Annotated in this window: 17 protein-coding genes and 1 pseudogene; 11 read left to right on the forward strand and 7 right to left on the reverse strand. The window is 51.5% G+C overall.

Annotation, left to right across the window (positions count from 1 at the left end; genetic code table 11):
* Window positions 1–96 precede the first annotated feature (96 nt).
* On the reverse strand, window positions 97–1,755 hold the full coding sequence (locus KOE80_RS07125; protein WP_226348736.1) for an ABC transporter substrate-binding protein: 1,659 nt from the start codon (window positions 1,753–1,755) through the stop codon (window positions 97–99).
* A gap of 68 nt (window positions 1,756–1,823) precedes the next feature.
* Window positions 1,824–2,981, reverse strand: a complete 1,158-nt coding sequence (locus KOE80_RS07130; protein ID WP_226348737.1) for a mandelate racemase family protein — start codon at window positions 2,979–2,981, stop codon at window positions 1,824–1,826.
* A 271-nt stretch (window positions 2,982–3,252) separates the two neighbouring features.
* On the opposite strand from KOE80_RS07130, the gene KOE80_RS07135 reads away from it, so the two are divergent.
* A complete protein-coding gene (locus KOE80_RS07135) occupies window positions 3,253–3,966 on the forward strand; it encodes a FadR/GntR family transcriptional regulator (RefSeq protein WP_226348738.1) in 714 nt (237 codons plus the stop codon).
* Window positions 3,967–4,031: 65 nt separating this feature from the next.
* Window positions 4,032–5,618: an IclR family transcriptional regulator C-terminal domain-containing protein gene (locus KOE80_RS07140; protein WP_226348739.1), complete on the forward strand. Its 1,587-nt coding sequence runs from the start codon at window positions 4,032–4,034 to the stop codon at window positions 5,616–5,618.
* A 156-nt stretch (window positions 5,619–5,774) separates the two neighbouring features.
* On the opposite strand, the gene KOE80_RS07145 is transcribed toward KOE80_RS07140, so the two are convergent.
* Window positions 5,775–6,968: an L-talarate/galactarate dehydratase gene (locus KOE80_RS07145; RefSeq protein ID WP_226348740.1), complete on the reverse strand. Its 1,194-nt coding sequence runs from the start codon at window positions 6,966–6,968 to the stop codon at window positions 5,775–5,777.
* Between the two features lie 70 nt (window positions 6,969–7,038).
* Window positions 7,039–8,034 carry a Bug family tripartite tricarboxylate transporter substrate binding protein gene (locus KOE80_RS07150; protein WP_226348741.1) on the reverse strand — a complete coding sequence of 332 codons (996 nt, stop codon included), beginning with the start codon at window positions 8,032–8,034 and terminating at the stop codon, window positions 7,039–7,041.
* Window positions 8,035–8,332: 298 nt separating this feature from the next.
* Here KOE80_RS07150 and KOE80_RS07155 point away from each other — a divergent pair, with 298 nt between their 5' ends.
* The 8 genes and pseudogenes from KOE80_RS07155 (at window position 8,333) to KOE80_RS07190 (ending at window position 15,558) form a co-directional block, all read left to right on the forward strand.
* Window positions 8,333–9,373, forward strand: a complete 1,041-nt coding sequence (locus KOE80_RS07155; RefSeq protein ID WP_226348742.1) for a LacI family DNA-binding transcriptional regulator — start codon at window positions 8,333–8,335, stop codon at window positions 9,371–9,373.
* 192 nt (window positions 9,374–9,565) lie between these two features.
* Window positions 9,566–9,748: pseudogene (locus tag KOE80_RS07160) on the forward strand (SprT-like domain-containing protein); the annotation flags it as partial.
* 426 nt (window positions 9,749–10,174) lie between these two features.
* A complete protein-coding gene (locus tag KOE80_RS07165; RefSeq protein ID WP_226348743.1) occupies window positions 10,175–11,335 on the forward strand; it encodes a CaiB/BaiF CoA transferase family protein in 1,161 nt (386 codons plus the stop codon).
* A 61-nt stretch (window positions 11,336–11,396) separates the two neighbouring features.
* Window positions 11,397–12,371 carry a Bug family tripartite tricarboxylate transporter substrate binding protein gene (locus KOE80_RS07170; RefSeq protein ID WP_226348744.1) on the forward strand — a complete coding sequence of 325 codons (975 nt, stop codon included), beginning with the start codon at window positions 11,397–11,399 and terminating at the stop codon, window positions 12,369–12,371.
* A gap of 9 nt (window positions 12,372–12,380) precedes the next feature.
* On the forward strand, window positions 12,381–13,229 hold the full coding sequence (locus tag KOE80_RS07175; RefSeq protein WP_226348745.1) for a fumarate hydratase: 849 nt from the start codon (window positions 12,381–12,383) through the stop codon (window positions 13,227–13,229).
* An 18-nt stretch (window positions 13,230–13,247) separates the two neighbouring features.
* Window positions 13,248–13,814, forward strand: a complete 567-nt coding sequence (locus KOE80_RS07180; RefSeq protein ID WP_226348746.1) for a fumarate hydratase C-terminal domain-containing protein — start codon at window positions 13,248–13,250, stop codon at window positions 13,812–13,814.
* A gap of 1 nt (window position 13,815) precedes the next feature.
* Complete coding sequence (locus KOE80_RS07185) at window positions 13,816–14,622, forward strand: HpcH/HpaI aldolase/citrate lyase family protein (protein WP_226348747.1); 807 nt, start codon at window positions 13,816–13,818, stop codon at window positions 14,620–14,622.
* 21 nt (window positions 14,623–14,643) lie between these two features.
* A complete protein-coding gene (locus KOE80_RS07190; protein WP_226348748.1) occupies window positions 14,644–15,558 on the forward strand; it encodes a LysR family transcriptional regulator in 915 nt (304 codons plus the stop codon).
* Window positions 15,559–15,588: 30 nt separating this feature from the next.
* On the opposite strand, the gene KOE80_RS07195 is transcribed toward KOE80_RS07190, so the two are convergent.
* A complete protein-coding gene (locus KOE80_RS07195) occupies window positions 15,589–15,915 on the reverse strand; it encodes an FAD-binding oxidoreductase (RefSeq protein ID WP_226348749.1) in 327 nt (108 codons plus the stop codon).
* 104 nt (window positions 15,916–16,019) lie between these two features.
* On the opposite strand from KOE80_RS07195, the gene KOE80_RS07200 reads away from it, so the two are divergent.
* Window positions 16,020–16,853 (forward strand): amidohydrolase family protein, encoded by an 834-nt coding sequence (locus KOE80_RS07200; protein WP_226348750.1) that lies wholly within the window; start codon window positions 16,020–16,022, stop codon window positions 16,851–16,853.
* Window positions 16,854–17,134: 281 nt separating this feature from the next.
* On the opposite strand, the gene KOE80_RS07205 is transcribed toward KOE80_RS07200, so the two are convergent.
* Both KOE80_RS07205 and KOE80_RS07210 read right to left on the reverse strand, forming a co-directional pair.
* Window positions 17,135–18,553 (reverse strand): aspartate ammonia-lyase, encoded by a 1,419-nt coding sequence (locus KOE80_RS07205; RefSeq protein ID WP_226348751.1) that lies wholly within the window; start codon window positions 18,551–18,553, stop codon window positions 17,135–17,137.
* 98 nt (window positions 18,554–18,651) lie between these two features.
* Window positions 18,652–19,920 (reverse strand): cation:dicarboxylate symporter family transporter, encoded by a 1,269-nt coding sequence (locus KOE80_RS07210; RefSeq protein WP_226348752.1) that lies wholly within the window; start codon window positions 19,918–19,920, stop codon window positions 18,652–18,654.
* Window positions 19,921–19,961: the final 41 nt, after the last annotated feature.

Genomic DNA, 19,961 nt, shown 5'->3' on the forward strand with positions numbered 1-19,961 from the left:
GACTACTCCTCGCTTGCTCTTGTTTTTTGCTGGCACAACGCTCCCCGGCTGACCCATCCGAAAGCCTTGGAAAGCCGCTTGCACCTAGCTGTTGTGCTAACGTGCTTTCCAGACGCCGTGATAGCGCGTGGTAGCGGCGGGATGCCCGACATATCCTTGCAGATCACGGGCATGAACGGCCGTGTCAACCATCTGTGAAATCGGAAAAATAGCCCCGACCTCGTCGTCGTAGGCTTGCTGCGCCTGCTGGTACAACGCCAGTTGATGCCGCGCATCCGTCTCCACGACAGCCTGCTCAATCAAGGTGTTGATCCGAGGGCTGTGAAAGGAGGTGCGCCAGCCCTGGAAGTTGGTCAGCTTGGCGGCATCAGTATTGTTTGGGTTGTAGACCAGCGCACGCAGGCTGCTATGCGGATGCGGCTCGGCTCCACCCCCTCCCCGTCCCACAATGATGTCGAACTTGCGCTCGCGCATGGCGCCGTAAACCTGATTGCCTGTACCGGGCAATATGGCGGCTTCAATTCCCGCCTGCGCCAACGTTTCCTGAACGCTGGTCGCGATATTGATAAAGGGGGCATCCGCCAACACGCGTATGGTGGTGCTAAAGCCAGAGGCATAGCCCGCCTCGGCCAGCAAGGCCTTGGCGGCCTCCACATCCAGTCGATAACCCGGATCCGGCAGCGTCGCCTCCAGCCCCATCTGCACGGGGCGTTGGTGCAACTTCCCATAACCAGGCATGATGCTGCGATTAATACCTTGATAATCAATCAGGACTCGCACCGCCTGTCGCACCCGGCGATCCGCAAAAGGGCCTTCTTTAGCACTGACGGCCACGTAATACATCGTGCCGCGTCGCACCGATTGACTGCCTAAGTCAGGATTGTCCTGCAAGGCTCGTATATCCGGCTGTGACATGCCTGTCGCAATATCAATATCGCCACGCTCCATCATCAAGCGCAACGCCTGCGACTCGGTGATGTGGCGCATCACGACCCGTTTGAAGTTGGCTGGGCCTCGCCAATACGCGTCAAACCGACTCATCAGCAACACATCTTTAGCGCGCCACTCATCCAATGTGAAAGCACCAGAACCGGCGGCACGTGTTTTCAGCCACCGGTGCCCCATATCCCCATTGCGTTCATGCGACATGATGGTCTTGCGATCCAGTACGGCGGCACTAACACTGGTTCCCAGTGTGTAAATCACCAACTTGGGATCCATAGGCTGCGCCAGTGCGATACGTACGGTACGCTCATCGGGCGCTGTGATCAGGGAATCCACATTGTCAGCGGTAAAACCGTAGCTTTTCCAGGCGCTGGCCAGCGCCAAATTCAGCTTCAATACGCGCTGTAAAGACCAAACCACATCCTGTGCAGTGACGGGATTGCCAGACTGAAACCGTACCCCTTCACGCAACTGAAACACAATGCTTTGGCCCTCAGGATCCACCTCCCATTGATAGGCCAGCCCGGGCTGTACATTTTCTGGATTGCCAGGATCCAGCTCCACAAGAAAGTCATAGAGATTGGCAATGATTTCCACCACATCATTACCTGTTGCTGCCGCAGGATCCAACGACAGCACATTATTCATACTCATGCCCATAATGAGCTGATCCGGCGGTGTGCGCGCCCATGCGCCCGTCGTTGACGCCAACACGACCGCCGCCGCCAGCGTCGTCATCGCCGCCACCTTGCCAGCCAAGCGTCCCGAATGACCACCAACTCGGTGAAATAGATCCGATACCTTCTGCACCTTATGTCCCCTTCATCCTGCCTTTTTTTTGGAAGGTGTGCGCCACCAGGGCGCACAATACACGCCAATTAATAGGTACTGATCGTATGGGCGTCGATATAGTCCAGGTTCAGGTCCTCGCCCAGCCCCGGCTCCTGCGATAGATGGACAAATCCTTCCGAGTCCATCGGATCCCAGATCGTGTTCAGGTACGGAGGCGGCTCGTCATACTCAAGGAAAGGGTGCAATAAACCCCGCTCGTACCAACGGCAATTGGCAATGGCCGCGCACGCGGCCAGGTTGCCGGCACTGCTGCCATGCACTTCGCAATCCATGCCAAATGATTCGGCCAGATGCGCTACTTTCAGCACGGGGCCAATCCCACCCACGCCGGGAACCCCCGCCCGCAAAATATCCGTCGCGCCGGCCCGTACCCAATCGGCACGCGCCCAATGCTTACCCGCTGCGGATTCAGGCCCAAGAATCGGCACATTGAGCTGGCCTGCCAGCCACGCATAGGAGTCGATGCTTTGCTCATTCATCATTTCTTCAAACCAGGTGAAATTGAGCCGCTCCAAGGCGCGGCCAATCGTCAAAGCATCCATGCGGCTGTACCAGTGAAAGCCATCCAGCATCAAGGGCACATCAGGCCCGACGGCCTCGCGCACCGCTTCACACGCCTTGATATCCATCGCCACACTGGGCGCAAAGGACACCGGCGGCATCCAGGTATGCAATTTAATGCCCTTGTAACCTCGCTTCACCATCTTGACGGCAAAATCGGCGTACTCATCAGGCGTGGACAAGCCTCCTTTGAGCTCATCACCGCACATCGTGCTGCCATAAGCGGGCACCTTGTCCCGAAAGCCTCCAATCAATTTATAAACAGGCAAACCCAGCTTGCGCCCGGCCAAATCCCACAATGCCTGTTCGAACGCGGCCAGTGCCCGATCTGTTAACTGACCGGCGCTACCGCGCTGCCATTGCTCTAAGGCATGCCATAAGCGCTCCCGATCAAAGGGGTCCTGACCAATCAACACCTTGCGCGCAAAGCTGTCCAACACAAATGGTCGGATAACCTCGACAGGCGCTAGAATTCTGCCTTGTGTGCCATCATCCGCCGTGATGGTCAGCAGGGCCATTTTTGCTTCGGTAACCGTTTCACTCGGGTGCGAATGACCTGCACTGTCAGAGCAGCGATAGGATGGAAAGACAAACACCTGACCCTGGATTGTTTCAATTTTCATGCATGTACCAGCCAACGTATTCATAGAAGGAAAGAGCGGCATATCGCCAAGTCATATGACATCATACTTAATGACAATTTATAGAAAGCCATATGATGGGTATACTAGTACTATCCCTGATTCAGACGGTGATGCCCTTTCAACACCCCTAAAATAGCCCCTCTCACTCATCCTACGGGTTTCTCATCGAGCAAGTTTCATCGTCCATCCTGCTTTGTCGTATGATGAGCGCTGGGATAAACCCAACCACAGATATCCATTTAGAAGAAACATGAGCCGACGCGAAACACTGACTGAACGAGTCACCCGCATTCTGGCGGAAAACATCCGCAGCGGGACTTACCCGCAAGGCCAACGCTTACCCAGTGAGCAAGCCATGGTCGACGAGTTTGGCGTCAGCCGAACCGTGGTCCGCGAAGCCATCGCCAATTTACGCGCCAGTGGCAAAGTATCCACTGTGCCAGGCATCGGTATTTTTGTGCGTGAGTCCATCGCACCGGTCACCGATGCGTTTGCCATCCGTCCGGAAAGCCTGACAGCGGCGGCCTCCTTATTGAATGTGCTGGAGTTGCGCCTGGCAGTCGAGTCCGAAGCCGTGATGCTGGCCTCTCAACGGCGCACACAACAGCATCTTGATGACATGCGTCAAGCCATTGCCGACATGCTGACGGCCATTGATCAACAACGGGAACCATTCGAGGCCGACCTGCGCTTTCATCGCACCATTGCGGAGGCGACCGATAATCAGGAGTTTGTGCGGCTTTTTAATTATATTGGCGGCTTACTGATCCCCCGCACACAGCTACGCTCCCAAAAACTGGATGACAAAGCGCGACTGGCATTGCGCAATCGTATGGAAACGGAACACGAGCACATTTGCTATGCGCTGCAACGACATGATGCCGATGCCGCCCGTGCCTTGCTGCGACTGCACCTGTCCAGCAGCCGCAACCGGCTGCGTGAAAGTCTGTCACGCACATCCTGAACGACACTCTCTGATAAGGTGCTGGATCAAAACGCCACATAGCACGACACGGGCAGGAGCATGCCATGAGTCAGTCCGTAGAAGGAACCAAGGTACTGGACAAAGCCCTGGATGTTATTGAGGCGGTTGGCAGCACGCCTACAGGGTTGAGCCAGCGTGAGCTGGCCGACCAACTGGGCTTGCCACGCAGTACCGTTTACCGACTGCTGTCTACCCTGCTTGCTCGCGACCTGCTGTGGCGTGACCCGGTGCGCAAGGTCTACTGCCTGGGAGTAGGATGGTTCAAAATAGCAGGGACCATCCACACAGCACCGGACATCCAGGCTGCGGCGGCACTGGAGATGCGTCAATTACGTGATTTGACTGGGGAAACGTCCTATCTTGCCACTCTGGATGGTCTGGATGCCTTGTCGCTAAGTCGTTGCGAAGGCGCGCACAACCTACGCTCTACAGCCATCCCAGGTCAGCGCAAACCCCTTTATTGCACCAGTCAGGGTAAAGCGATGCTCGCAACGCTGCCCAAGCAAGATCGTGAGCGCTTGGTGCGCTCGCTCACCCTCAAACCCATTACCAGCAAAACCATTGTCGACCGCCGCCGCTTGAACACGGAACTACGCCTGACCGCAGAACGCGGCTATGCCCTGGACGACGAAGAAAACGTATTGGGCATACGCTGCGTTGGAGCAGCCATCATCGACGTGCAAGGACAAGTGCGCGGCGCCATCAGTGTCGCAGGCCCCGCCTACCGCCTAACACAGGCGCGGCTGGCACTACTCGGCCCGGAAGTGGCCGATGCTGCCCGACGCATTGGCGCGCAATTACCTACGTCTTCGCCCCTTTGCGATGCAACGGACCTGAGCTTGGTATCCGGACGCTGGGCTTTTCATGGTGCCTACGCCCAATGGCACACGCCAAGCCAACAATTGTTTTGGGCTGATGTACTGGCCCCTGCCCTGCACCTCACACGACAAACTCCAACGGGCACCTTTGAAGACCAGGTACTGCTTAGCGTGGATCAGCCTATTCTTGGGCTACTGGTCCGTGACCATGAACTGCTGCTGATACAGGAACAAGGCGCTTTCACGCTGTCCTTACAGGGCCAGAAACGCAGTCCCCGCCCTTGGCCGCAAGGCGTCTTGCAAGCGCTGTGCCAAGATGATCGTGGCCGGATCTGGGCGGCCTTGCAAACACGCTCAGGCTGCGCCGTGGGCGAAATTACGGCAGATGGACGGCTGAGCATACACTGGTATCTAAATGAAGTCTTGCAGGACTTATGCTGGCACACTCCTCAAAACGCCTTATATGCCACGGCACCCGAATCGGGCAGCATTCTCATCTTGAGTCCCGCACGACCAGCCCCACGCCGTCTGGCCTCTATCCCAAAAGGATCGGGTAGGCTCAATGGGCTCGCTTTGGATGCGCAGGGCGGCGTCTGGACGGCGTTACGCGACGGCTGGAGCATCGTACGCTTAAGCCCGGATGGTGCCATGGATCGTGTTATTGGCCTGCCCGTACCCTGCCCCACCGCACTGGCCCTCTCGCATGACGAACGTCAACTCTTCGTGGTGTCAGCCCGCCAAGCGGTTGCGCTGGATACGCTCGGCAATGCGCCATTGTCCGGCCAAGTCTTTAAGCTAACACTATTAGCCTAAGTCAGTACATCTTCATCAGCCCACAAGCTAACCAGTCCTATTGCCCCAACCCAGTGGCGATGCCACCTTGATACAAACAGCAAACAGCCCGAACACAGCGAAGCATGTGCTCGGGCTGCACGGGCAAACCCGCTAAGCCCATTAGATATGAGCCGGTCAGGGCTGGTTATCGAACTCCTGATAATCCGCACGCCAACCTAGCGCTTGCTCGGACAGAGAGATCCCCAGCCCAGGCCGATCACTGACATGCATTCGACCCTCTTTTAACTGCATTTGCTCATTGAACAACGGCCCCAGCCACTCAAAATGTTCCAGCCACGGCTCAATAGGATACGCTGCAGCCAAATGAAGGTGAATTTCCATCGCAAAGTGTGGAGCCAGCTTGCAACCTTGCAACGCCCCCATCGACATAATCTGCAAAAAGGGCGTAATACCGCCGACACGCGGTGCATCCGGCTGAATGAAATCCCCACCGCCCGCCTGAATCAATTGAGCATGCTCAGCCGCACTGGTCAGCATTTCTCCTGTTGCAATCGCCGTATCAAACCGGTCTGCCAATTGCGCATGACCGGCAAAGTCATACGCATCCAAGGGTTCCTCAATCCAGGTCAAGTCAAATGCCTCCAGCGCTCGACAAGCACGGGTGGCCTGCTGACGATCCCACTGCTGATTGGCATCGACCATCAACGGAAAGTCTGCTCCCAGCAGGGCACGCACTTCGCCCACCCGTTGGATGTCAACCGACAGATCAGGGTGGCCCACCTTCAACTTAATACCGCCAATACCGCTTTCCCGAGAAATCTGCACGTTTTTCAACACTTGCTCTAAGGGTGTATGTAAAAACCCACCCGACGTGTTGTAGCACTGCACCGAATCGCGATGTGCGCCCAGCAACTTGGCCAGCGGTAAGCCAGCACGCTTAGCCTTCATATCCCACAGGGCAATATCAAAGGGCGCAATCGCCTGGGTGGTCATGCCGCTCCGTCCAACAGAGGCCCCCGCCCAGAGCAATTTCGTAAAAATACGGGAAATATCATTGGGGTCTTCACCCAATAAATTGGGCGCAATCTCTTTGGCATGCGCATACATGCCCTGCCCACCGGCCCGCTTGGAATATCCAAAGCCAATACCGTCATACCCGTCCCGCGTACGGATCTCAGCAAAGACAAAAGCAATTTCTGTTAGCGGTTTCTGACGACCAGTTAACACTTTGGCATCTGATACCGGCGTGGCAAGCGGCAAGTAAATCAAGGAAACCTTGACCCACTCGATACGATCACCACTTTGTGCTGCGGTGCGGGTATTCTCTGCCGTCCTGGCATACGACACAACATTTGACTCAACAGCCATTTCTGCTTCCTTTCAAAAACATGGGGACAAACGGTCTGGGCCACTCCTGACCCAGCCTGCCATCAGCTCACTAATCAAACTGAATGCCAGATGCACGGATTACTTCCATCCAATGATCAATTTCCTGGCTGACAAATGCACTGAAGTCCTGAGAATTGGAAGCCACAACCGCAAAACCCAATTGTTCCAAACGGCTGCGAACCGCCGGGTCGGCAAACCCTTGCTGCATGGCCTTCTCCAACTTATCCAGAACCACTTGCGGCGTTCCAGCGGGCGCAGACAATCCAAACCACGACACAGCCTGGAACCCTGGGTAACCCGATTCCGCTACAGTGGGCACATCCGGAAACAAGGGGTTACGCTCAGCTCCCGTCACCGCCAATGCCCGCAAGCGGCCGCTCTGCACATAGGGGTACACAGAATCCTGGTTGGTAAACATGCCGGAAATCTGATTGGACAGTACATCCGTCAAAGCAGGCGCACTGCCACTGTAAGGAATACCGACGATATCAATGCCCGCCGCCTGCTTCAGATACTCACTGGACAGATGACCAGACGATGCGTTGACTTGTCCATAATTAAAAACGCCCGGATTTTCTTTGGCATAAGCAATGAACTCCTGGAAGTTCTGCGCCGGGAAAGACGGATGGACCACAAAAACATTGGGGCCAGCCGCCAATTGGGAAATATGCACAAAATCTTTCTTCGAATCATATTTCGGTGCAGGCTTGTAACCATGCAAGATGGCATTACTGCCAATACCCGATAGCAACAGGGTGTAGCCATCCGCCTTGGCTCTAGCTACCTCGGATGTCCCAATAATGCCCCCAGCCCCGGCTTTGTTCTCCACCACAAAGGCTTGCCCTAATTGCTTACCTAATTGTTCACCCATAATACGCCCCATCAGATCGCTGGCTCCTCCCGCAGGGAAAGGCACAATCAAGCGCACAGAGCGATTGGGGTAGTCGTCATCATTGGCGACGACAACGCTGCTACTCGTTATTAACAACGTGGCTATGCCTGCCCTGATCGCTATGCGCAGGGTACGACGAGTAATGCCGAACATGTCTTGTCTCCTTATCGCCCGAAGGCTTGTCTTTACTTTTTTTGGTTCACTACCAGATCAATGAAAGCGCTTTCATATTAAGCCGTCAAAATACATATTCGCTATACGTGCTCCCTTCCCGGCTGCACAGAAATGCAAATTTGTCCCACCTAGTGGGATAAACCAAGGAGTTAACCACATTCCTGCTCAAACTCGAGCCGGATTATCCGCGCACGCTTATACTGAGCCACATTGAAAACAGGCCCTTTCCATCGTGTCATTGCAACGGGGGTTGCGTTGTCAGCTTTTGAGAAACACAGTGAATAACCCACGCAAATCCGCTAGTTTTAACGGTACGATCCGTATGAGTGATGTGGCACGTGTAGCCGGGGTCTCCCTGGTCACCGTTTCCCGCGCGATCAATCAGCCCGACAAACTGGCAACAGAAACCCTGGCTGCCGTGCAGCAAGCCATCACGCAATTGGGCTACGTCCCCAACCTGATGGCCGGTAGCCTAGCCTCCAGCCGCTCCCGTATCATTGCAGCAATGGTGCCAACTATCTCCAATCTGGTTTTTGCAGAAACCATTGAAGCCCTGACAGAACGTCTGAATGCCAGCGGATACCAATTGTTGTTGGCACAGACCCACTATCGCCAGGAAAGTGAACCTCACCTGTTAGACACATTCCTGGGTCGTCGGGTTGATGGCGTTGTCTTACTTGGCGATGTACGGCACACACACGCGCCCCAGGGGCCTGGCCCGAGTATCGAGCAACGCTTGCGCGAATCTGGCATTCCGGTCGTTCAGACCTGGGACCTGCTCCCTAATCCCATCGACATGCAAGTCGGTTTTTCCAACTTCGCTGTCGGTCAGACGGCCGGCAATTATCTATGCCAGCAGGGGCACCGCAACATCGGCTTTATCGGAGCGGATGAACCTCGCTCCCACGCCCGTTTACAAGGGCTGCGATCGGCCGTATATGCGCAAGGCGGTACGGTATTTGCTGCTCCGACAGCGCCACCGGCTGGCATCGAGGCAGCCGCTCCTCAATTGACTCGATTACTACAACAAGAAGCTCATTTCAGCGCGGTGTTCTGTAATAGTGACCTTCTGGCCGCCGGGGTACTGTTTGAGTGCCGAGAACGGGGCCTGAACGTCCCGGAACAGTTAGCCGTCATGGGATTAGGAGACATACCCATCGCGGCTGCCGCCTCACCCAAAATAACGACTATACGGCTACATCGCCGCCAAATTGGCGAAATCACGGCTCAACTATTAATTGACAGCCTGCAGAATAAATCGGCACGAGAGACAAGCATTGATATCGGATTCGACATCATCCAGCGTGCCAGTGCTTGAATACTGTCAGGCATCTGGCTTGAGTTAGAGCAAAGAACATCTTTACCCAGCAGGCATCAATTCGCTCATTAACCCCGGGCTCAGCGCCCTAAGACTAATTTTTGGCCCCCAGTTCAAGCGATGAGATGTCGCTCAAGATTCTACGAACTTGGACAGTCCGTATAAGCAAACGTAGCGATGACCATGAAACTGGGCTACTTCTCAAGCCTGCGATTTGTAGATGCTCAAGGCACCTATACAGACGAAATAGTGATGAACCCGGCCTACTTTGCCGTCGTGTCCTTGATCGAAACCATGCAGACTTTGGTACATGAAATGTGCCATCTCTGGCAATTCCATTTCGGCAAGCCTGGCCGTGGCACTCGGGTTAACGAGCGACACCTTGGGGTGCCTTTGCAACACTGAACGCCATTCTCAATCGGATGGAGTACTTCATGAGCTGGACTGATGTCTTAAATGCACTCGTAGGTGAGACCTGGCGCTGGGATGAGGACCCCATCCGTCGCAGACTGTGGATCAGTCTAGCGGCACAGCCGACTCTGTCAGGCGTCGAACTGACACAGAATTGGCTCCGGGCCCAGACCTACCCCGTCACAGTTGACCCTAAAAAGCCGTGGGTGCCCCTGACCGAGCGCATCAGCGGGGTGCAGCCAAGAACTGACAGGATCAACACTGGCACCAGCAACAGGTGAGCGACTGTAATGGGTTCGAAAATATCGAAGCCGTCTATGCCAACTAGCTATTCCTAGCACGTATTAGCCGCACCTAGAATAAGGCCAACCTTTCATTATTAACGGCCTTATGACTCTTCCATTAGATGACATCACGGTAGTTTCCCTTGAGCATGCTATAGCGGCCCCCTTCTGCACACGGCAATTAGCTGACTTAGGTGCTCGCGTTATTAAAATTGAACGCCCCGGTAGTGGCGACTTCGCAAGAGGCTATGATCAACGCGTTCTTGGACAGTCGTCTCACTTCGTATGGGTAAACCGATCTAAGGAAAGCTTAGCCCTGGATCTGAAGCATCCTGCTGCTGCACTCGTCATGTCAGAACTACTATCACGCGCTGACGTACTGGTACAGAACTTGGCGCCTGGTGCGACGGCGCGTATGGGATTGGACGCGGCGACATTGATGCCCAAATATCCGCATTTAATCCTTTGTGACATTTCCGGCTATGGGCAAGGCGGGCCCTATCAATTTAAAAAAGCGTATGACCTTCTTATTCAAAGCGAAGCTGGTTTCTTATCTGTAACTGGCTCAGAAAACGAGCCTGCCAAATCAGGTAATTCCATTGCAGACATTGCCGCCGGCATGTATGCCTACACTAATATATTAGCAGCGCTCCTTCAACGCTCCAAAACAGGCCGCGGCTCGCATATAGATGTCTCAATGCTGGAGTCGCTTGCCGAATGGATGGGGTTCCCGATGTATTACGCTTTCAATGGAGCCCCTGCCCCTCAACGCAACGGGGCTTCGCATGCAACTATTTACCCCTATGGCCCGTTCGAGGTTGGCGACGGTGGATCTGTGATGTTCGGCGTACAAAATGAAAGGGAATGGGAGGCCTTTTGCAAGCTTGTACTCAAATCAGACGCACTATTTGAAGACGAGCGTTACAAGGGGAATCATCTGCGGCAAGCCAATCGCAGCTCACTGCAGAAACAAATAGACGCCGTACTGAAAACATTAACAACATCACAATTAATACAACGATTAGACCAAGCTCGGATTGCTAATGCGAGGGTTAATGATATGGCTGGTCTATGGACCCACCCCCAACTTCAGGCCCGCGAGCGCTGGTGTCAAGTGCACACGCCGCAGGGCCCGATCCCGACCTTGCTGCCGCCGGGCAAGCAAACCGCCTTCTCCCCCCGAATCTCCCCTATCCCCAGCGTAGGACAACACACCAGTGCCATCCTAGCGGAGCTAAACATCGACCCAGACATTTTCAAAGAATAAAAACGGCACCATACACTCACTACCTAAAACAACTACTTAAATTTTTTGGATGGAGACATACATGATCATCAAAAAAGTAGGCGTCGCATTACTTAGCACCATGGCATTGGGTATTGCCAAAGCGGAAACTGTAGAGAGCTGGCCGAATCGGCCAGTTACCATTATCGTCCCCTTCGCAGCAGGGCAAACAGGGGACATCGTCGCTCGTATGCTGGGTAAGGAACTGCAAAATAAGCTAAAACAATCTGTCATTGTTGAGAATCGACCAGGTGCCGGTGGGCGCATAGGAACGACCTACGCAGCACGATCCAAACCTGACGGCTACACGCTCCTTATGACTAGCACCGGCCCCTACGCCATTACTCCCGCGCTATATCCGGAAAGTACACAATATAACTCCACAGCTGACTTCACTGGAATTGCAGAAGTGGGATCAACTCCCCAGGTCATCGTAGTTTCAGCAAACGCCGGCGTCAGCACTTTCAATGAGTTGGTCGCAAAAGCAAAAACAAACGACTTGTCGTATGGATCTGCAGGTAATGGTTCACTCCAGCACTTAACGATGGAGCTACTCAAAGATCAAGTAGGATTTCCAATGCTACACGTTCCATTCAAAGGAAGCTCGGAGTCAAAAACGGCATTGATTGGAAATACACTAGACGCCAGCACTGACTCTTTACCGGCATTGATATCATCACTTAAATCAAACCAACTACATGCCGTTGCTGTAATTAGTCCACAACGCTCTTCTCACTTACCCGATGTCCCTACATTAAAAGAATTAGGCTATGCGCCACTGAGCGCAATTGCATTTTTTGGCTTAGTCGCTCCCAAAGGCACACCTGAGAAAATTGTTGACTTACTCAATAATGAGATTATCTCGATCTTTCGTGCCCCCGTTTTCCAAGATCAAATGCACGCTCAAGCGCTAAGTTTGCCGACAGAACGTACTGCGGCGGAATTTTCGGATTATTTGAAAGAAGAGTCTACGTACTGGAAAACAGTTGTCGATCAGGCCAACATAACCATTGAATAAGAAGAGGACATGATGATCAGAGAAATAACCGCTGCAGAGATTACAAAAGCAGTCGCGCAACTCTGTATAGATGCCTGTCATTTGCTGCCAGACAATCTAATTGAAAATTTTCACTCAGCGGTAGAAAAAGAAATATCACCGCAAGGAAAAAGGGTACTGCTTAAGCTGATCGCCAATGACCAAATCGCACGCAACAACCAAGTCTCATATTGCCACGATACGGGTTTGACCATTGTATATATCGAGCTGGGTCAAGATGTTCATGTACAAGGCGGCGACTATGAGCAAGCCATCCAAGCTGGTGTAAGAAAGGGATACAAGGAAGGATTCATGCGCAAGTCAGTCGTCGCTGACCCTTTACTGCGGGTTAATAGCAACGATAATACTCCTGCGGTTGTGCATACCGAAATCGTACCAGGCGACCACATACGCATTACCGTGGTGCCTAAAGGAGGGGGGAGTGAGAACTGGAGCACAATGAAGTTTTTGCTACCAGGAGAAGGCCCTGAAGGTGTAAAAAAGTTTGTGCTCGACGCCATCAAAGCGGCCGGAGGGGCTGCTTGCCCACCGTTAACCGTCGGCATCGGTATTGGCGGCAGCTTTGACAAAGTCACCGCTATCGCCAAAAAAGCAATTCTTCGAGATATTGGTGATCATCACCCGGCCCCCCATGTTGCACAGCTGGAGAAGGAAATTCTGGAACAGATCAACCAAACGGGAATTGGGCCACAAGGCTACGGCGGTTCTACGACAGCGCTTTGGGTGGCGATAGAAACATACGCCTGCCATATCACAGCACTTCCAGTCGCTGTAAACATTCAGTGCCACGCTGGGCGTCGCGCCAGCATCACCTTATAAACGAACATCGACATTATTATGGCCACCTATCATCTTCACACCTTACTCGATGAAAGCGCTCTGCTAAACCTGAATGTGGGCGATGAGGTTTATTTGTCCGGGACGATTATCATGGCTCGTGATGCGGCGCACAAGCGCTTTGTGGACACGCTTAGCGCAGGGGGCACTTTGCCAGTGGATCTGCGTAATCAAGTCGTTTTTTATGGTGGGCCCGGGCCCACCAAACCGGGCCATGTTATCGGTGTGGTCGCGCCTACATCCGCCTATCGCATGGATCCTTACGCCTCGGTACTGTTTGACTATGGGGTCAAGGGTACCATTGGCAAAGGGCCCCGCAGTCCGGCGATACGTGCATCGTGCCAAAAAAATCGGGCTGTTTGTTTCTCCGCCATAGGAGGCATCTCTGCAACGCTATTTTCGTGCATACGATCGGCTCAAGTCATCGCCTACGAAGACCTGAAAACCGAAGCTGTTCAACAATTGACCATTGAAGACTTTCCATTGCTCGTGACAAACGACGTACACGGGCGTGATTTGTATGCAGAAGAAGTGGCCAAGTACCAATCCTTACTACAAGAGAGATAACATGCAGATCCCGATTTCATATCTCTTTGTGCCTGGCAATCGTCCGGAGCGTTTCGATAAGGCGGTCCGAACAGACGCTGATGCCGTGATCATAGATTTAGAAGATGCGGTACCAGTACATGCCAAAGACCAGGCCCGTACGCAACTGCATGCCTGGCTGCAGAACACGTCTCAAGCTGTCATCGTACGTATTAATAGTTACGACACGCCCTGGTTCAACGACGATCTGCTTGCTTGCGCTCACCCCATGGTATCTGCCATTATGGTTCCCAAAGCCCAGGCAGTTGAACAGTTAACGGCATGTGCAAAAGCGGCCCCTCAAGCACAACTACTCCCTCTCATTGAAACTGCCATCGGTTTTGCTTCATTAAAAGAGATCGCCAGTGCCCCCCATGTGGCACGTCTAGCATTTGGCTCTATCGATTTTCAATTGGACTTGGGGATAGATGACGAAAACGAAGGCCTACTTTTCTTCCGTTCACGTCTTGTATACCTTTCAAAGTTATATGAACTCGCCGCTCCGATAGATGGAGTAAGTGTCGAGATAAACGACAGTGATCGCGTACGGGCTGATGCTGAACGGTCAAAGCGATTAGGCTTCGGAGCAAAGTTGTGCATTCACCCCGCGCAGATTGCTGCCATTCATGCGGGTTTTTGTCCTACCCAAAAAGAATTACTATGGGCTCGGCGCATCATAGAACGCTGCGAAGGCGGCCAAGAAGATACCTACATGTTGGATGGAAAAATGATCGATAAGCCTGTAATATCGCGTGCCAGAGCCTTGGTTAAACAGGCTAGGTCACAGTAATCGTATCGTTGCCACATCCTCATGCTACCCGATCTCAATTCCATCGCTCTTTTTGTCAAAGCTGCGGAGTTGCAAAGTCTAACTCGGGCTGCCGAGTCCTCTGGCATGGGGCTGGCAGCAGCCAGCCGTCGCATTGCGCTGTTGGAGCATCGTTTAAAAAGTAAATTATTTGATCGGACTCCTCAGGGAGTCCAGATGACAAGCGCTGGCAAGCTGGTTTTAAGGCACGCAAAACACTTGCTGATACAGCTTAACCAAATGCAGGCTGATCTTGATGAGCATCACTCCGGGCGTAAGAACGTCTTACGAATTCAAGCAAATACGTCCGTCATGGCCCAGCATCTGCCTGCGGATATCGCGCGTTTTAGCCTACTTCGCCCGGATATCACGTTGACCATGAAAGAGCGTTGGAGCAAGCAAATCGTAGATGCCTTGCGGCTAGGGGAAGCCGATGTGGGCATCATCAATGCAAGTGGTTCTCTAGACGGTTTAGAATGCTGTCCGTATCGGCATGATCATTTATGTGCAGTACTCCCAAACAACCACCCGTTGGCTAAACATGATGAGCTCCAATTTATACGCGTTCTTGACTATCCGATAGTAGGATTAGAGCACGGATCCTCCTTAATGCATTTACTCACGACACAAGCGGGGATTGCAGAAAAACCGCTTAAACTACACGTGCAGATGCAGGGGTTTGAGGCTGTCTGCCGGATGATTGAAGCTGGAATGGGACTGGGGGTTCTACCACAACACGCCGCACAAGCCTACTTGCCTGGCATGAAGCTCCAACTACGCCCCCTCACTGATAAATGGGCCCACAGAGAAATGTTGATTTGCACGGCGTTGGGACGTGAAAAAACTGAGCCACTGAATGCTTTTGTAAGCTCATTGACTCAGGCCAAGAACATATTCCCTGATCTGACGAATGAATAGAAAAACTGACTTTTTGCTATTTAAAGTCGGTCAGCCCCCTTCTCTGTAATCAAATATCCTTCCTTGATTCAAAATCGACAGTGGATCGAGCAAGTGTTTTATTTGTCTTATTAAGTCGACCTCATCGAAAGATCGACTATAGAGCCAATAATCTTTCTTCACGACTCCAATGCCATGCTCAGCGGATATAGAGCCTTTTACATGAGCGGTGGCCCTGTAGACCAGATCCTCTACGACATGTAAGCTGTGCTGCGTAAGATGGGGGCCTGAGAGTATATGAAGGTTACCCAACAAATTCCATTCAATGCGGCGAGCAACGACATTCTCCACGCTGTTGCCGCTACGATTGCAAACCATGAATGCACCCGAGATGTCGGTGGGCGCCTAGGTACTCGAGAGACCGGCGAGGCGCTCATCGCCCGCCTGTGCGGCGGAACCTGGACCATCAACGCGAGGACGCCGTGACCACCCTACTCTCTTACTGTGCGACAGATGGTCATGTGCATGTTTTTGGTGATCGCCAAACCTATCCAATGACGCCAAACCGGCACTACACGCCAGGTCAAGCAGATGTCCCGGCACTGCGAACGCATCTGTTAAACTGTAACATCGACCGCGTCGTGCTGATTCAGCCCAGTGTATATGGCACGGACAACCGGTGCATGCTCGATGCCGTTAAACGGCTGGGCAATGCGACACGCGGCGTGGCTGTTGTTGATTCAGATGCGTCGTATAGCGTGTTAGAACGCTTGGTCGAGCAAAATGTACGCGGACTGCGCCTTAATTTGGAAAGCAGCGGACAGCACGCATCCGAACAAATCCAACGTAACGTGTGCGCTTGGTTAGCGGCCATGCGGGCACTGGGAATGCATCTACAAATTTATGCCGCTTTCAGCACCATTATTCACTCGCTAACGTGGCTGGATACGTTGAAAACCCCCGTGGTATTAGATCATTTCGCCATGATTCCCCTAAGCAAATCTGACAAAGAGTTAGATATACGCGCTCTCTGTGACCGTATAGCAGAGGGAAATTATTACATCAAGTTATCGGCACCCTACCGAATTTCTAATGACGATCAGGACCAGGGCCACATCATTGAACTGGCGCATCGGCTGATTCAATCGAATCCCAACCGAATGTTATGGGCCAGCGATTGGCCGCATACGAATCGAGTCCCCAATATTCACCCCCTGGAAGTCAGCCCCTTTCGCAAGGTGTCATCAAAAAGTATTTGCGCACAATGGGAAGCATGGGGAATAGATTCCCAACGATGCAGCGCATACTGCGTTTAAATGCCCAAGAGCTTTATCAATTCAATACTGGCCCACTTTTAGAACACCCACCTTGCCCACATTAACCATAAATTTAGTTATATAGCACAGAAATCCGAGCATGATGTAACCCAACTATTCTTAAGCAAGCTTTTCATTAATCCTTCAAAATTAAATATGCCATTGAAGCTTTCACTTCAATGGTATATTTAAAATCTCAAATCTCAAATCTCAAAAATTAAAATGATCTGGATATAAACTTGAAAAACCAACCCAATATAAAGTATATGTATATTTGGAAATTAATTTCCAGCAGGAATTTTAGGAGCTTGCGTCAGGTTTTCTGGCACCAGCAGTGCCATCACCTCCTCGGCTCCCATTATGCCAAGTCGCTCCGCAGTATCGGCAATATTATCTCCACTTTCCAAAGCAGCCTTTGCAATTGCACATGCTTTGTCATAGCCGATAATAGGGTTGAGTGCGGTAACCACAGTCACTGAGTTCTCCACACGTGAAGAAAGCACTGAATTATTTGGCCTTATGTCTTGAACACAGTTTATAGCCAATATTTTGCACGCATTACTTAAGTGCTCAATACTTTTAAAAAGACTCCATCCAATAATGGGCTCAAACGCATTAAGCTGTAGTTGCCCTGCCTCAGCGGCCATCGTGATGGTTACATCATTCCCGATCACTTCAAATGCAACCTGATTCACCGCCTCCGGAATAACCGGATTTACCTTTCCTGGCATAATTGAAGACCCGGCCTGTCGAGCAGGTAAAAAAATATCCCCCATCCCTGCCTGCGGTCCAGATGAGAGTAAGCGCAAATCATTGGAAAATTTAGAAAGCTTGCTTGCCACTCGTTTTAATACCCCAGAGAGCAAGACAAATACTCCCGTGTCTTGCGTCGCAGCAATCAAATTGGATGCACTGACCACTGGCACACCGCTTAGCTGCGCCAGGATAGGTATTACTAAGTCCTTAAATTTTGCAGGGGCATTAACCCCGGTTCCGATTGCGGTGCCACCAAGATTAACGTGAGTAAGCATTTCTCGAACGCTCTGAAGCAGGAGCTTATCATCTTCAAGCAAAACAGCAAACGCCCTGAATTCCTGCCCCAACGTCATCGGTACAGCATCCTGCAACTGGGTGCGACCAATTTTTAAAATAGCATCAAATTCGACCGCCTTTGACTCGAATGTCGTTCTCAGCACTTCCAGAGACTCTAAAAAACCACCGATCTCGCTCCAAATTGCCAAGCGGAGCGCAGTAGGATAAACATCATTGGTACTCTGTGATGCGTTGACATCATCATTAGGATGTAATTTCGAGTAATCGCCGAACTCCAAACCCATATGCTCCAGAGCTCGGTTAGCAATCACTTCATTGACATTCATATTAGTAGATGTGCCTGCCCCACCTTGAAAAACATCAACAACGAATTGATTCTGTAATTCTCCAGCCAATATATCATCGCAAGCTTTCAGGATAGCCGACGCTTTATGATGGCTTAATATTCCTAATTCTAGGTTTGCAACCGCAGCTGCTTTCTTGACATAGGCTAGCCCTTTCACCAAGCTGCACATACTTGAAATATTATTGCTCGATATTGGAAAATTCTCAATCGCTCGTGATGTCTGTGCGCCCCAATAAACATCCACAGGGACAAGCCTGGATCCAAGTGAATCTTTTTCCAGTCGCAGGTGATTGTTATCCATAACCATTAAAAATATTAAATAAATTTATACAATGTTGGTTTTTTATCGATTCTCATCATTAAAAAACCAACATATTTCACCTCAACACCGTAAACAATTTAATTTACATGCAGTTGCGACGGTAAAGTCGGGCTTGATTGAGCAGCTTCCGCACCATTTTCCCATTTGGCAATCACTAAAGGGGCAATAGCATTACCTAAAACATTTAGTGTCGTCGTGCCGCTATCAATAATCCGAAATACACCTGCAATTAACGCAACTCCCTCTAAAGGAAGACCCGATGAGGCCAACGTAGCGGAAAGAATAATAATGGCAAACCCAGGAACACCTGCTGCACCTTTGGATGTAAGGACCATTGTCACCACCAACAATAACTGCTGGGTGATTGTTAAATCAATACCATACAATTGAGCAATAAAAATGGTAGCAACACCGAGAAAAATAGAAGCGCCATCAAGGTTGAATGCATATCCCACCGGCACGACAAAGCTCACAATTCGGCGTGGAACTCCGTAAGATTCTAACTTACTCATCAATTGAGGCATGACTGCCGCAGAAGCAGCACTGGAAAATGCCAGAACCAGCTCTTGACGAAAATATCGCATTAACTTGAATATATTCTCGTTAATGAAATAACACACTGCTCCAAGCACTATTAGCGAAAATAGTATTAGCGAAAAATAAACTACGCCGATCAATTTAAGCAAAGGGAACAACGATGAGAAGCCGAAGGTGGAAACAGTAGCGCCTATCATCCCAAAAACCCCAATTGGAGCATACGCCATGATATAGCCAACTACTTTGAACATGGCATCCGCTGTTCCCTGAAGCACTCCTATGACTGGCTTACTTTTTTCAGAGGGCAATGCATTCAGTGCCAGCCCAAATAGGACGGCAAAAAACAAGATTGACAGCAGCTTCCCTTCTGATAGAGCCTGAAAAATATTTTCAGGGACGATATTCTGCAACAGCACAAATACCCCCCTTGAGGGCTCCATTTTCATCACAGCATGCTCTTGGTTCATCCCCGTGATACTGGTACCCACCCCGGGCTGTAATATATTGGCAACAATAAGACCAAATACAGCAGCCAGGCACGTAATGAAAAAAAAGTAAGCTAAGGACTTTGCGCTCATTCGACCAAACGACTTGTTGTCCCCCCCTCCCGCGATACCTAAGACCATACAACACAGAACGATAGGGACAACGACCAACTTCATCATCCTGATGAAAATATCCCCTAGGGGCTTAAGTATCTGTCCATTTACCCAGTCCTGATGCAAGGGATGGTTATTGAAATACCAACCGACCACCACTCCCAACAGTAGTCCAATGACGATTTGCCAAACCAATGAAACACGTTTCATTACCTAACTTCCTATTCATATTCTTATTGCACAGCTAGCAA

Source organism: Alcaligenes sp. 13f (assembly GCF_020496585.1).
GTDB classification, from domain to species: Bacteria; Pseudomonadota; Gammaproteobacteria; order Burkholderiales; family Burkholderiaceae_B; genus Alcaligenes; species Alcaligenes phenolicus.